Annotated in this window: 12 protein-coding genes; 9 read left to right on the forward strand and 3 right to left on the reverse strand. The window is 63.2% G+C overall.

Going from position 1 to position 13,674, the window contains the following annotated elements; translation table 11 throughout:
- Positions 1-10: 10 nt before the first annotated feature.
- On the reverse strand, positions 11-1,525 hold the full coding sequence (locus K5R33_RS12990; RefSeq protein WP_220749462.1) for a polysaccharide deacteylase family 2 protein: 1,515 nt from the start codon (positions 1,523-1,525) through the stop codon (positions 11-13).
- 131 nt (positions 1,526-1,656) lie between these two features.
- On the opposite strand from K5R33_RS12990, the gene K5R33_RS12995 reads away from it, so the two are divergent.
- The 6 genes from K5R33_RS12995 (at position 1,657) to lexA (ending at position 6,519) form a co-directional block, all read left to right on the forward strand.
- Positions 1,657-2,238: an anthranilate synthase component II gene (locus K5R33_RS12995; protein ID WP_220749463.1), complete on the forward strand. Its 582-nt coding sequence runs from the start codon at positions 1,657-1,659 to the stop codon at positions 2,236-2,238.
- Entirely contained in the window at positions 2,235-3,251 is a 1,017-nt protein-coding gene (gene trpD, locus K5R33_RS13000; protein WP_220749464.1) for an anthranilate phosphoribosyltransferase, read from the forward strand. The genes K5R33_RS12995 and trpD overlap by 4 nt, the downstream gene beginning before the upstream one ends.
- Positions 3,248-4,060, forward strand: a complete 813-nt coding sequence (trpC, locus tag K5R33_RS13005; protein WP_220749465.1) for an indole-3-glycerol phosphate synthase TrpC — start codon at positions 3,248-3,250, stop codon at positions 4,058-4,060. Before trpD ends, trpC begins: the two co-directional genes overlap by 4 nt.
- The gene (moaC, locus tag K5R33_RS13010; RefSeq protein WP_220749466.1) at positions 4,057-4,539 is read left to right on the forward strand and encodes a cyclic pyranopterin monophosphate synthase MoaC; all 483 of its coding nucleotides are present in this window, start codon (positions 4,057-4,059) and stop codon (positions 4,537-4,539) included. Before trpC ends, moaC begins: the two co-directional genes overlap by 4 nt.
- Positions 4,536-5,714, forward strand: coding sequence for a molybdopterin molybdotransferase MoeA (locus tag K5R33_RS13015; protein WP_220749467.1), 1,179 nt, complete (start codon positions 4,536-4,538; stop codon positions 5,712-5,714). The genes moaC and K5R33_RS13015 overlap by 4 nt, the downstream gene beginning before the upstream one ends.
- 115 nt (positions 5,715-5,829) lie before the next feature.
- The gene (gene lexA, locus K5R33_RS13020) at positions 5,830-6,519 is read left to right on the forward strand and encodes a transcriptional repressor LexA (RefSeq protein ID WP_220749468.1); all 690 of its coding nucleotides are present in this window, start codon (positions 5,830-5,832) and stop codon (positions 6,517-6,519) included.
- 449 nt (positions 6,520-6,968) lie between these two features.
- Here lexA and K5R33_RS13025 read toward each other — a convergent pair whose 3' ends face one another.
- The gene (locus K5R33_RS13025; RefSeq protein WP_220749469.1) at positions 6,969-9,095 is read right to left on the reverse strand and encodes a ComEC/Rec2 family competence protein; all 2,127 of its coding nucleotides are present in this window, start codon (positions 9,093-9,095) and stop codon (positions 6,969-6,971) included.
- 110 nt (positions 9,096-9,205) lie between these two features.
- Between K5R33_RS13025 and gltX the strand changes: the two genes are divergently transcribed.
- A complete protein-coding gene (gene gltX, locus K5R33_RS13030) occupies positions 9,206-10,618 on the forward strand; it encodes a glutamate--tRNA ligase (RefSeq protein WP_220749470.1) in 1,413 nt (470 codons plus the stop codon).
- A 93-nt stretch (positions 10,619-10,711) separates the two neighbouring features.
- Positions 10,712-12,007, forward strand: coding sequence for a citrate synthase (gene gltA / locus K5R33_RS13035; protein WP_220749471.1), 1,296 nt, complete (start codon positions 10,712-10,714; stop codon positions 12,005-12,007).
- A gap of 67 nt (positions 12,008-12,074) precedes the next feature.
- Here gltA and K5R33_RS13040 read toward each other — a convergent pair whose 3' ends face one another.
- Complete coding sequence (locus tag K5R33_RS13040) at positions 12,075-13,181, reverse strand: DUF6456 domain-containing protein (protein WP_255576389.1); 1,107 nt, start codon at positions 13,179-13,181, stop codon at positions 12,075-12,077.
- A gap of 205 nt (positions 13,182-13,386) precedes the next feature.
- On the opposite strand from K5R33_RS13040, the gene K5R33_RS13045 reads away from it, so the two are divergent.
- Entirely contained in the window at positions 13,387-13,668 is a 282-nt protein-coding gene (locus K5R33_RS13045; RefSeq protein ID WP_220749472.1) for a DUF6477 family protein, read from the forward strand.
- The last annotated feature ends 6 nt before the right edge of the window (positions 13,669-13,674 follow it).

The following is a 13,674-nucleotide window of genomic DNA, read 5'->3' on the forward strand; positions in this document are numbered from 1 at the left end:
GGCGCCAAACTCAGGGAAGCTGCAGGGTATGGCTGATCGGCGCGACAGCCACGGTCTGCGACCGGCTTCCTAGGGCCCAAGAAAACAGGGCAGTTACTGTATCTGGCGCAGTCCTGCCAATGACGATGGCGCTTCCATCCTGGGCGGCGGCAAACGTGGCACGATCCAGAAGGCGCGTAATGACGGTGGCCCGCTGATTATCGTCATCCAGAACCCGATAGATGCTTTGGGCTGGAACACCGCCCCGGCGGGCGGTCGCCACCCCAGCATTCAGACCCCCACCATATGTTACCAGCCCGAGGCCAGCCTCAGCCATGGGTGGCAGGAGGGCGTTCAGCGCAGATCGGTTGGCCGCAAGCCCCCCTCTGCTCCGATCCAGGATCGCGACGCCTTCGGGCATCGCGGCGAGCGCACCGGCCAGGGATACTTCTGCTGTCTGCGCCGTTCCGCCAAGCGTCAGAGCGTCGGCCATCAGCAAGACCTCATGACCCGCGGTGCGGTAGGTTGCGACGGCCTCCGCCGCATCGGGGGCGGTTGGATCAACGGCGAATGCCACCGGAAAGGAGAACCCCAACAGGTTCTCGCGGCTCACCCCTGTGTCGGGATCGTCAATCAGCACGATAGAGAAGAGCGGCTTCCCCTCGGGGTTTTCAAACGGTTCCCCATTCACCACGAGCGCGGGTCCACGGGGCTGCGCCTCGGCAGATGCTGCTTCCGCCGCCGCCTCGCGCTCACTGTCGAGAACGATCAGGCGGGGCGTGATCTGAGCTTCCGCCACCACCTCTGGCGCAGTGGCAGCCACCGCTGAGGTCGCGTTGGGCCCCGCACGGTCTTCCGCATCCACCAAATCGGCGGAATCGGCGGACACGACCTCCGCCCGATCCGGCGGCGGCGTCACTGGTGCGATTGCCAGCGTTTCATTCGCTGGACCATCAGTGGGCGCCGCTGGCTCCGGTGCAGCCTGCCCTGCGACGTCTGCAGCCAACACTTCGTCCTCCGTCACGGGCGCTTCGCGGAAGGTTTGCGGCGCTCCTTCGATAACTTCTGCGGGGACCACGGGTTGTTCCCCAACAGAGGGTGCTGTCACGGTGGCGATGGAAAAGCTGGCCTGGGGCTGGGCAGCCGTCGTTGTATCTGGCGACGGAGCAGGCGCTAGGGCACCCTGCCCCAACGGCGCCGACCCACCCTCCGCCACACGGGTCAAATCGGGGTCTGCACCCGGCACGACAGGATCGAGGTCAACCGGGGGGCGGTTAAATTCGCTGGCGGCGGGCAGATCAACACCGTCGGCCGCCGCAACTTCGCGTGCAGGTGGCGTCGCGCCGGAGCGCTCCGGCAAGGGGGCTGGCACGGTGGGAACCGCGTCAGACGTGGTCGTGTCAACAACGGGTGCTTGCGGCGCCACGCCGGGCTGCGCAACGACACCTGGATCCTGCGGCGCGGGCGCGAGCAAAAGCACACCGGCGATCAACAAGACCGATAGGCCCAGGCCGCTTCCCGCTCCGACCAAGAGTCCTCGCCACATGTTCGCCTCTCCCGCGCTTTGTTTCCCAGCAGCGTTTCGCTTCGCCTTGACCCTGCCCCCGGCCGTTGGGCATGTATAGCCCCGACGTGCCCGGCTTGGCACCCCCGATGGCGCCCGACGGAGGGAACGGCTTGCTCCTGCTGATAGATAATTACGACAGTTTCACTTGGAACCTTGTGCATTACGTCGCCGAACAGGGCGCGGATGTTCGGGTCGTGCGAAACGACGATTTAGATACCCAAGCCGCCATGGCATTGAACCCAGCGGGCGTGCTGCTGTCCCCCGGTCCCTGTACGCCGGATGATGCGGGCATCTGCCTCGCGATGGTCGAGGCCTGCGCCGAGACGAAGACGCCGCTCATGGGTGTTTGCCTTGGGCATCAGTCCATTGGTCAGGCTTTTGGCGGCAAGGTGGTCCGCGCGCCCGAGATCGTTCATGGGAAGCTGGGCCGCATGGAAAACGACGGGACCGGCGTGTTTGCCGGTTTGCCAAGCGCCTTTGACGCCACGCGCTACCATTCGCTGATCGTTGAGCGGGACACTCTGCCAGACGAATTGCACGTGAATGCCGAACTGTCAGACGGGACGATCATGGGGCTGCGTCATAAGACGTTGCCTATCCACGGTGTGCAGTTCCATCCCGAAAGCATCGCGTCGGAGCATGGTCACGCCATGCTGAAGACCTTCCTCGATATGATGCCCGTCGCCGCATGACCGATCTGAAACCGATCCTGAACGCGGCGCCTGACCGTGCTCTGACCCGCGCCGAGGCGGAACAGGCCTTCGCGACGTTCTTCGACGGGGATGCAACCCCGGCTCAGATCGCGGGTCTGCTCATGGCGCTGCGCACGCGGGGTGAGACGATTGATGAGATCGCCGCCGCCGCCGCCGCCATGCGCGCCCGTTGTAACCGGGTCGAGGCCCCCGCTGGCGCCATGGACATTGTGGGCACGGGCGGCGACGGAAAAGGGACGTTGAACATCTCCACGGCCACGGCCTTTGTCGTGGCAGGTGCGGGCGTCCCCGTCGCCAAACACGGCAACCGCAACCTGTCGTCCAAATCCGGCGCGGCTGATGTTTTGACGCAGATGGGCATCGAGGTGAACGTGGGCGCCGACGTTGCGCAACGGGCTCTGCACGATGTGGGCATCTGCTTCATGATGGCGCCGATGCACCACCCCGCCACGCGCCATGTAATGCCGGTGCGGGGGGAGCTGGGGACGCGGACGGTGTTCAACATCCTTGGACCGCTCACGAATCCAGCCGGTGTGACGCGACAGCTTACTGGCGCCTATTCGAAAGATCTGATCCGCCCCATGGCCGAGGTGTTACTGGCCTTGGGCTCTGACAAAGCCTGGCTGGTGCACGGACATGACGGCACGGATGAAATCTCCATTGCCGGCCCCACGTCGTTGGCCATGCTGGATGGCGGTAAGGTGACCGAAGGTGAGATCACGCCGTCCGACGCCGGGCTGCCGACCCATCCCTTTGAGGCGATCCTTGGTGGTGCGCCCGAAGAAAACGGCAGAGCGTTCGGCGCGCTGATGGATGGCGCAGGCGGTGCCTATCGCGATGCGGTCCTTTTGAATGCAGCGGCGGCGCTCTTGGTTGCCGATGCTGTGAAGACACTCCCGGAAGGCGTTGAAATGGCGGCAACCTCAATTGACAGCGGCGCGGCCTTGGGCAAGGTCGAGGCCCTGGCCCGTCTGACGTCGGAGGCGACATGAGCACCCCAACGATCCTCGACAAGATCAAAGCTTATAAGCTGGAAGAAATCGCCGCGCGGAAAGAGGCCCGCTCTCAGGAGGCGATCGACGCCGCCGCGCGATCCGCGCCCGCCGTTCGCAACTTTTCCCAAGCCCTTCAATCGGCTACCTTTGGTGGTTACGGACTTATCGCTGAGATCAAAAAGGCTAGTCCGTCCAAGGGTTTGATCCGCGCCGATTTCGACCCGCCCGTTCTGGCCCAAGCCTACGAAGCGGGCGGCGCAACCTGTTTGTCGGTTCTGACGGATGGACCATCGTTCCAGGGGGACGATGACTACCTCGTCGCCGCCCGCGATGCCGTGTCATTGCCGGTCCTGCGCAAAGACTTCCTCTATGATCCGTGGCAAGTCGCCGAGAGCCGCAGCCTGGGCGCCGATTGCATCCTGATCATTATGGCGAGCGTCTCTGACGCCCAAGCGCTGGAGCTGGAAGCGGCTGCAACCGAATGGGGTATGGATGCGCTGATCGAGATCCATAACAGGGAAGAGTTGGAGCGCGCGGAACAGCTCAAATCCCCGCTTCTGGGGATAAACAACCGTGATTTGAACACCTTCGTGACTGACCTTAATGTGACTAAGGACTTGTCGCGCCGCGCTTCCGAGGACCGATTGCTCGTGTCGGAAAGCGGCCTGTCGACGCCAGAGGATCTGGCCGACATGGCGCAATACGGCGCGCGGTGTTTCCTGATCGGCGAAAGCTTGATGCGGCAAGAGGATGTTACGACAGCAACCCGCCGATTGCTCGCCAACCCCTTGGTGCCCCAGCGATGAGCGGCCTGACGCATTTCGACGCCCAGGGTGCGGCGCATATGGTGGATGTGTCCGGCAAGGACAGCACGCACCGGGTTGCCGTGGCCAGTGGCAGCGTCTCGATGGCTCCAGAGACGCTGGCCTTGGTCACCGAGGGCACCGCGAAGAAAGGGGACGTCTCGGGCGTCGCCCGGTTGGCCGGGATCATGGGGGCGAAGCGAACGTCGGACCTTATCCCGCTCTGTCACCCGCTGCCGCTGACCAAAGTGGCCATCGACATCACGCCCGATCCCGCTCTGCCCGGTGTGCGTATCTCTGCGACCGTGGGGACCACGGGGCAAACAGGCGTTGAGATGGAGGCGTTGACCGCCGTCTCAGTCGCCTGCTTGACCGTCTACGACATGTTGAAGGCCGCCCAGAAAGACATGGTCATTGGACCCGCCCGGTTAGAGAGTAAAACCGGAGGCAAATCCGGCGACTGGCAGGTCTCCACACCATGATTTCCGTGGCTGAGGCGCAGGCGCTTCTGTTGTCCTTGGTGAAACCGTTGGACGGAGAAACGGTTCCCCTGCGCCAAGCGGTCGGTCGGATGCTGATGGGCGCCGTGACAGCGCTGGATCCCATTCCGCCGTTTTCGGCCAGTGCCATGGACGGCTACGCTGTGGCTCGGGTCGATGTGGCACCCGGTGATCGGTTCACCGTGGTCGGAGAGTCGGCGGCCGGTCATCCCTACGCCGGGACGATTTCGGGTGATCAAGCCGTTCGTATCTTCACAGGCGCCACCCTGCCAAATGGCGGGCAACGCATCATTATTCAGGAAGATGTCGTTCGTCAGCGCGATGGACTAGTGATCCGGCCAGAACTCGGGGATGGCCTGCATATCCGACCCGCAGCGGGCGATATGGCGATGGGCGACCGCCACGTGTCCAACGACCCGCTGGGGCCCCGCGACATTGCTTTGATTGCTGCGATGGGGCACGGGCAAGTTGCTGTCCGGCGCAAACCGCGCGTGGCCATACTGATGACGGGGGACGAACTGCGCCCGCCAGGTGAGCCGCTCGCACCTGGCCAGATCCGAGCGTCCAACGGATATGGGATTGCCGCCGAATTGGAGCTTGCAGGCGCTGACGTACGCTTGCTGCCAATAGCCCAGGACACGGCAGAAAGCCTATCTGCGGCGCTGGGCCTCATCGGCGACGCCGACCTTCTTATCACGATTGGTGGCGCCTCCGTCGGGGATCACGATCTCGTCGCACCCGCTTTGACCCAAGCGGGCATGGACATGGCCTTTCACAAGGTCGCCATGCGTCCGGGCAAGCCGCTCATGGCTGGGAAACTAGGCAATACAGCTGTCGTCGGGCTTCCGGGAAATCCCGTTTCTGCAATGGTTTGCACGACGATCTTTATCTTGCCTATGGTGCGTAAAATGCTGGGGCAGTGCAGCGATATACCGCTGGAAACCCGGCGATTGGTGGCGCCTTTGCCTCCCAACGGTCCTCGCCAACACTACATGCGTGCGATGCTGATCGGCGATGATCGCGTTGAGGTGGCGGAGCGGCAGGATAGCAGTCTGCTCTCTGTTCTGACGCAAAGTGACGCGCTGGTGATCCGACCCCCGAGCGACGGAGCTTGTGTGTTGGACCAAGAGGTCTCCGTGATGCCGCTCACCCGTTAACCATCTGTAAACCATAGGTGCCGCAAACCAGTGTCATTGTGCGGGGCGCGTTGACACAAACCCGGAACGTTCTTAGAACAAAGATGAACATCGGTCGGGAGATTGGGGAGCGAAGATGCTGACACGCAAGCAAAAAGACCTGCTGGACTTCATCCACAAGCGGGTGCAACGCGACGGTGTTCCGCCTTCCTTCGATGAAATGAAGGACGCCCTTGATCTGCGATCAAAATCCGGGATCCACCGATTGATTACGGCCTTGGAAGAGCGCGGTTTTATTCGCAGGTTAGCCCATCGTGCACGCGCCATTGAGATTGTTCGCTTGCCCGACGATATGGCGCCAGCGCAGGGCTTTGCGCCGCGCGTGATCGACGGAGATCGACCGGACGGCACGCCGAGCACTGCATTGCCGGTCACGATTGATGCGCGCGAGGTTCCTGTGATGGGGCGGATCGCGGCGGGTGTGCCGATTGAGGCCATCAGCTCCGTCTCTCATCACGTGGCTGTTCCTGGCCAAATGGTGTCCTCGGACGGCGCCCATTACGCCTTGGAAGTGAAAGGCGACTCGATGATTGATGCTGGCATTAACGACGGCGACGTGGTGGTCATTCGGGAGCAGAGAACCGCAGACAACGGGGACATCGTGGTGGCGCTCGTCGATGATCAAGAAGCGACGTTGAAGCGGTATCGCAGGACAAAGGGGATGATAGCCCTTGAGGCAGCCAACCCAGCCTATGAGACACGGATGCTCCCCGAAGATCGCGTGCGGATCCAAGGGCGCTTGATGGGCCTGATCCGTAGCTATTGAGATCGGGGCGCACGTACGGTCAGCAGCCCCGCCCGGGCCCTTTTTCGTGAAGTTAGACCTTTCGTTGGGCGAAAGGGTCTCGGTTTTCCTGAAGCGTGTCGGTTCAGTTGGTGGGCCAACAAGTAATCGTTGACGGCATGTTGGCGTCGGCCTCATCTGGAACGGCGGCCTCCCAACAGTATTGGGCGTCGTACCGGTTGCTTTTGTCCGCGTCGCGGTGCTTACCGGCGAAGTCTTCTACCCAAGTCCTTACCAGTCACTTGGTTCTCAGGATCGTTCGGGCCTTTATCGGGCGACGTGTAAATGGAAACTGGAAGCACGAGCCGAACGGCGCAGGCGACCATCAGAGGCTAAGACCACATTTGGGATGACTAGAGACCGCGCCCGTTCGAAATCCACTCAGTTTTAAGGGCCATGCCGCGAACTGAGATGACCCGTAATCAACGCATCTAATCTCCGACGATATACCGGCTCAGGGGCAGAGTGACCGGTCCATATCCCATATCCCGGCCCGCCACCGTCCATGGCCGAAGCCCTTGAAGATCGCTGGCGGTGACGACGGTATACGGCTTCGCGTGCTCATTATCGGCCACAGTGACAGCAACGGACCCCGTAGTCCGCAAGCGCGTCTCATCGAAGAGAACACATCCACGCGGCACGTCCTGGACCGCGACCGGTGTTACCACCCAAATGGATGACGTGCATTTACTCATGGCCTCCGGAAGCCCGGTCTTGCCTCTCAAAGCAAGAATTTGCGGCAGCCCCGAAAGGCCGCCGTCGCGGGCCGCCGCTTGGGCTTGTGCTACCGGGTCGCCATCGTTCTCCAACCAATTCTCGGCCGTAAAGCCCGCGCCTTTTTCGCGACTCAGGTGCCGTCCATCAGGTGTCATCGCGCCGACGAGCCGACCGTCGGACGCAATCAAGAGATCCGGGCGTGGGCTTTGCAACCAAAGCCCACCCGCGAGGCCCAAGACGGCCATGCCGATAAAGCGCCCACGTCCCACGGCACAGGCCACAATCGTCATCCCCACCCCAAGCAGCGGCAAAACCAACGGGCTCGGCGCGGGCACATGGGAGACCGCACCAGGCAAATCCGCCACCCATGTCGCGACAAAGATGATCCACGTGATCCCTTGGCCGGCGACCCAGAGCAGGCCGGCCTCGAGCCCCAAAGGCCAAAGGATCAGGCCCAGCAAAAGCAAGGGCATGACGACCATTCCCATCATCGGGACCGCAAGCAGGTTAGCGATGAGCCCGAATTGCCCAACGCGATTGAAGTGCAGCGCGGCGAACGGCGCCGTGGCCAGCCCGGCGACCAGAGATGACACGAAGAGGGACAGCAGCGCGCCACGCCACCCCGTGAACCAAGCCTCCCAACCGTCGCGTTGGCGCAGGGTCATCAGGCCGCGGAACGCAATCACCAAGGCGGTGGTCGCGGCAAAGGACATTTGGAAGCCGGGTCCGGGGAGGCTCTCTGGTCGCCACGCCAGGATGATCACGGCAGCCAAGGCCACCGATCTGAGCGAGAGCGCTCGACGCCCCAACAGGATCGCTCCCAACATGACCGCCGCCATGACGAAGGCCCGTTGTGTGGCAACGGATCCGCCAGACAGGAACAAATAGAACAGGGCAAATGGGAACGCGATGGCGGCCGCCCAAGCGCGCGTCGGGTACCGCAACGCCACCGATGGCCAAAGCGCAAGGCCGCCTCGGGCGACCCAGAAGACAAAGCCCACTAGTAAGCCCATATGCAGCCCGGAAATCGCTAGGAGATGGGCCAGGTTGGACGCACGCAAGGCTTCGACGACATCTGGCGGCAGGCCGGATCGATCGCCCGTTGTGATCGCGGCCGCCACTTCGCCCCGCGCCCCCGGAAGACGGGCGCGCAGTCCCTCGGATAGGCTCGCCCGCAGCCGTGATATGGCCAAACGCGCCCCGTTTTCTGGCGGTGCGGTTTCAAGGAGCGCGACGCGCGTATAGCCGATGGCGCCAAGTTTGAGAAACCAGGCATGGCGTTGAAAGTCGAAACCCCCAGGCTCCGTCGGACCATTGGGGGCCGAGAGGTGAGCGGTGGTCATAGCCCAGGTGCCGGGGGCGGGTTTGGGCGTGTCCGGCGGGAAGGAGACCCTGATGCGGCGGGGTGTCTGATCGGGCGGGACGCCGTCGAGGCGCACCTGATCCAGCGTTACACGCATACGCTCGGACGCGGAGCGGTCCACGATGACGACCCGTCCTTCGACCGCGCCGTAGTAACGAAACGGTAGAACGGGCCCCGCAACAACTGCGGTGCGAAGGACGCCGCTGAGCAACCCAAGCACAACACATAGGGCTACCAGCGGGAGGAGCCCTGCCCCGCCGCGCCAGATCCAGGCTGCGCCCGCCAACAGAAAGGCCAAGGCCAAGCACCCCAGCACTTGGGTCGGAAGCGGTTCGGCGGGGAGGGCGAAATACAAACCGACGCCACCGCCAAAGGCCCCAGCAAGCCACGGCAGTCGCCGACCGCGTAGAACTTGGCACGCCATGGCGATGGTATCGCCCAGACGCTGCGCCAGGGGGATGGCATCGGCCTGGCGCATCCTTGTCCTCACCCGTGTCGGCCCATAGAACCCGAGCAAATTCTGCCCCGCCAAGGTTTACAAAACGTTAACCTTGGCGGGGCAGACACCAGCAAACCCCGGAGTGTTCCATGTCTGCCCCCGTCGTCACCCGCATCGCCCCATCGCCCACGGGCACTATGCACATCGGCACCGCGCGCACCGCGTTGTTCAATTGGTTGTTTGCTCGGGCGCAGGGCGGGCGGTTCCTGTTGCGGGTCGAAGATACGGATCGCGCCCGCTCCACCCCTGAGGCGACGGAGGCGATTTACGGGGGCCTGCGCTGGCTGGGCCTGGATTGGGACGGTGACGCCGTCAGCCAGTTCAATAACGTCCCACGCCACGCTGATGTGGCCGCGCAGATGTTGGCCGCTGGCACGGCATACAAGTGTTTCGCGACCCAAGAGGAAGTCGCAGCCTTTCGAGAGGCCGCGCGGGCCGAGGGTCGGTCAACGCTCTATCATTCCCCGTGGCGCGACACGCCCGCCGATCAGCATCCGGACGCGCCGTTTGTGGTGCGCCTGAAAGCGCCACGGGACGGCGAAACCGTGATCGACGATGCGGTGCAAGGAAAGGTGACGTTCCAGAACGAGCAGTTGGACGATATGGTCCTTCTGCGCTCCGACGGGACGCCGACCTATATGTTGGCCGTGGTTGTGGACGACCACGACATGGGGATCACCCACGTTATTCGTGGCGACGACCACCTGAACAACGCCGCACGTCAGGCGCAGATCTTCGACGCGATGGGATGGCCGCAGCCCGTGTGGGCGCATATTCCCCTGATCCACGGCGCAGACGGCAAGAAGTTGTCCAAGCGTCACGGCGCGACGGGGGTCGAGGAATACGCCGCCATGGGCTTTCCCGCAGAGGCAATGCGCAACTACCTGGCGCGTCTGGGTTGGAGCCATGGGGATGACGAGTTCTTCACCGATGCCCAAGCCCTGGAGTGGTTCGATCTGGAGGGAATCGGTAAGGCCCCGGCGCGGTTGGACCTCAAGAAACTGGAGAACATCTCGGGTCAGCATCTGACCCAGATGGAGGATGCCGCGATCTTGGAGGCCGCCTGCGACTTCGCGGCCCGCGACGGTCGCGCCGCGCCCAATCGCGATGCGCTGTTGCCGGCGATCCCATTTGTCAAAGAAGCGAGCAAAACCCTGGGTCAGATCCTGGACCGGGCCCACTTCGCCTTGACCGTGCGCCCCATCGAGCCGGAGCCGAAGGCAGCGAAGGCGCTCGATCCGGTATCCCGTGGTATACTGTTTGAATTGACGCCGCACCTGCAAACTGCTACGTGGTCGCGCGACGCGTTGGAGGGCGCGGTGGGGTATGTGGCCGAGGCACGGGGCCTGGGCTTGGGCAAGTTGGCGGCACCGCTCCGGGCGGCGCTGGCCGGGCGCACGGCAACCCCCAGTGTCTTCGACATGATGCTTGTCCTCGGACAGGCGGAGACCTTGGCCCGTATTGCAGATGTGGCCGCTGACCCAGGGGCACAAGAGGACTGATCCCCGTTTCTCATCTCTGATCAACATCGCGAGACGCGTTATATATCAATGGGCTGCCGACCAGACCCGGTTGGCCTCGACGAAAGGACGAACATGGCAGACACCGACAAGACCGCCACGATGACCATTGCCGGCGAGAGCTATGACCTCCCGATCTACACACCGACAGCGGGGCCAGACGTTGTCGATATCGGTAAGCTCTATGGGAAGGCGGATGTCTTCACCTACGACCCGGGGTTCACATCGACGGCGGCCTGTACGTCCGAGATCACCTATATCGACGGCGAAGCCGGGATCCTGCTGCACCGCGGCTATCCTATTGGGCAACTGGCGGAGAAGTCCCACTACCTAGAGGTGTGCTACCTGCTGCTGTACGGTGAACTGCCCTCTGCCGCGCAGCTTGAAGAGTTCGAGACGACCATCACGCGGCACACCATGCTGCACGAGCAGATGGGCAACTTCTTCCGCGGGTTCCGTCGCGATGCGCCGCCCATGGCGGTCATGGTCGGCGTCGTCGGCGCCATGTCGGCCTTCTACCACGACAGCACGGATATCAACGATCCGCGCCAGCGCGAGATTGCCTCGCACCGCCTGATCGCCAAGATGCCAACGATCGCGGCCTGGGCCTACAAATACACCGTGGGTCAGCCTTTCGTGTACCCGCGCAATGACTTGGACTATGCGTCGAACTTCCTGCGCATGTGCTTTGCGGTCCCAGCCGAAGAATACGTGGTCGACCCGATTCTGGCCCGCGCCATGGACCGGATCTTTACCCTGCATGCGGATCACGAGCAGAATGCCTCGACCTCGACCGTGCGGCTGGCCTCGTCTTCGGGGGCGAACCCCTTCGCTTGCATCGCGGCGGGCATCGCCTGTCTCTGGGGTCCGGCCCATGGCGGCGCGAACCAGGCTTGCCTGGAAATGCTGCGGGAAATCGGAAGCGTGGATCGTATCCCTGAGTTCATCGCCCGCGCGAAGGATAAGAACGATCCTTTCCGCCTGATGGGCTTCGGGCATCGGGTGTATAAGAACTTCGACCCGCGCGCGACGGTCATGAAGCAGAGCGCTGACGAGGTTCTTGAGCTGCTTGGCGTCGAGAACAACCCGACGCTTCAGGTCGCTAAAGAGCTTGAGAAGCAGGCCCTGGCCGATCCGTATTTCGCCGAGAAGAAGCTGTTCCCGAACGTCGACTTCTATTCCGGGATCATCCTGGAGGCGATGGGCTTCCCGACCTCCATGTTCACGCCGATCTTTGCGCTGTCGCGGACGGTCGGTTGGATTTCCCAGTGGAAGGAACAGCTGTCGGATCCGTCGCTGAAAATCGGTCGTCCCCGTCAGCTTTATACGGGCGCGGGTGAGCGGGACTACGTCGAAGTCGAAAACCGCTAAGCGACACAAACAACGACAAAGGCCCGGGATTGCCCGGGCCTTTTTGCGTCTGTCCTGCGCATCCTTGTCAGGTCCCTGCCCCGTCGTAATGGTCCTTGAGACGTTGGAGTGCGATCCGCAGGACGATCTTTCCGGAACGCGCCGACCAGCCCATTCGCTTTTCCGCAGCTTCCAAACCTTCGAGAAAACAACAGACCCGCAAGACCACGTCGCCCAGCCCGGGTCCGAGGGCGCGCAACGCCTCCGACACCTTCGCCCGGGCGGAGGCGGATCCGCTGACGGCATCGTCGGCGCCAAAGCTGCCCCGGTCTCCGGCCGTTAGGAAGCGATCCCAGTTCTGACCCACGCGCGGCCCCATCTGCGCCCGCTCAAAGTCTTCGCGCAGGCGCTCACCGGCAACCACCAAGTCCATGGGGAGGAACGGTTTGCCATCCTTGTCCTTCTTTCGGGCGAGCATCCCCAGGGGCGACTCGGCCAGGTTCACTCGCAGCCGCTCCGGCCCGTCCGGGGTGGCGACGTTCCGTTCCACCACGTCCATATGTTGGGTGAGGAACGGGCTGGGTGCCTCGGCCATGCCCCGGGCCTCGACCTTACGCTTGAGGTCGTCCCCCAACAGACGTTTGAGCGCGGCGCGCCCCTGCTCCGTGATGCGGTAGCGTGTGACCCGCCCCGCCTTGAAGCACGACACCCAATCCTTCAGCACCATGGCCTGGGCCACGTTTCGCGGCAGCGTAGCGGTCCGTGTCGGGGCCTCCCCCGCCTCGCGCAGGACGGCCGCTTGGGGCATGCCCTGACCGACTGCAAGAAACGCATTGGCTTCGCACAGGCGACGCAACACGCGCTTCGCTTCGCGGTTGAGCGTGGCATCGTCGACAAGGGCGGCGCGTTCCGGCATGGCTGACATCGCGGATCTTTCCTTCGCATCGTTTGGGTTCCGTCCCGATTGAGCCACCTGGGCGAGGCGTTCGATCATGTCGTCCACTAAGGGATCGTCGCGGCGTTGCTCAATGCGGCGGACCTGACGCAGGACCGTCGACGCGGCACACCCCCGCTCGGCGGCAACGGTCCGCAGGGGGCGTCCCCCATAGGCGTGGGCCACGTAGACCCTGGCGGAATGCGGCACCCATTCGGGATATCCAGCAACCATCTGGTCTGGGGTTGGGGGGACGGACATAGGGGGCTCCGGGGAGTTGTGGAAAACTCCGCCAATTCACCCTCGATTGGTTACCAACTGGTTAATCTTATCGAGACGGGCAAGAAATGTTTCCAAAACGCAAACACCCGAATGGCCCGTTCGCCCCATTACCGCTTGGCGCAACAGAATGTGCGCATCGGTCATTGTGTCAAAAGCAAGGCACACAGATCGAAGGGGCAAGACAATGTGCAAGATTACAAAGGAACTCAATGTGATGCGCCGTCCCGACCTATTGGTGCAGGCCGCCAGCCATGGCAGTCACGAGTATGAGCGGCGACGCGACCTGCGGCGCATGTTGCGTGTGGCGATTCCCCCAACGGCGCGGGCCGCTTTGGAAAGATTGCTCCCCATCGAGGCCGAATTGGAGAAACGGCGGCGCACGGGAGCCTCAACCTATAGTCTGACGCGCCATGTGGATATCTTGGTCGCTGTCCTCGCCGAGGCGCGCGCGTTCCGGGGCGCCTGAGTCGCG

Source organism: Jannaschia pagri (genome assembly GCF_019655435.1).
GTDB lineage: Bacteria > Pseudomonadota > Alphaproteobacteria > Rhodobacterales > Rhodobacteraceae > Jannaschia > Jannaschia pagri.

Coding starts and splice junctions, on each gene's coding strand:
- K5R33_RS12990 (WP_220749462.1), bottom strand. CDS start 1,525: ATGTGGCGAGGACTCTTGGTCGGAGCGGGAAGCGGCCTGGGCCTATCG.
- trpD (WP_220749464.1), top strand. CDS start 2,235: ATGACCGATCTGAAACCGATCCTGAACGCGGCGCCTGACCGTGCTCTG.
- trpC (WP_220749465.1), top strand. CDS start 3,248: ATGAGCACCCCAACGATCCTCGACAAGATCAAAGCTTATAAGCTGGAA.
- moaC (WP_220749466.1), top strand. CDS start 4,057: ATGAGCGGCCTGACGCATTTCGACGCCCAGGGTGCGGCGCATATGGTG.
- K5R33_RS13015 (WP_220749467.1), top strand. CDS start 4,536: ATGATTTCCGTGGCTGAGGCGCAGGCGCTTCTGTTGTCCTTGGTGAAA.
- lexA (WP_220749468.1), top strand. CDS start 5,830: ATGCTGACACGCAAGCAAAAAGACCTGCTGGACTTCATCCACAAGCGG.
- K5R33_RS13025 (WP_220749469.1), bottom strand. CDS start 9,095: ATGCGCCAGGCCGATGCCATCCCCCTGGCGCAGCGTCTGGGCGATACC.
- gltX (WP_220749470.1), top strand. CDS start 9,206: ATGTCTGCCCCCGTCGTCACCCGCATCGCCCCATCGCCCACGGGCACT.
- gltA (WP_220749471.1), top strand. CDS start 10,712: ATGGCAGACACCGACAAGACCGCCACGATGACCATTGCCGGCGAGAGC.
- K5R33_RS13040 (WP_255576389.1), bottom strand. CDS start 13,181: ATGTCCGTCCCCCCAACCCCAGACCAGATGGTTGCTGGATATCCCGAA.
- K5R33_RS13045 (WP_220749472.1), top strand. CDS start 13,387: ATGTGCAAGATTACAAAGGAACTCAATGTGATGCGCCGTCCCGACCTA.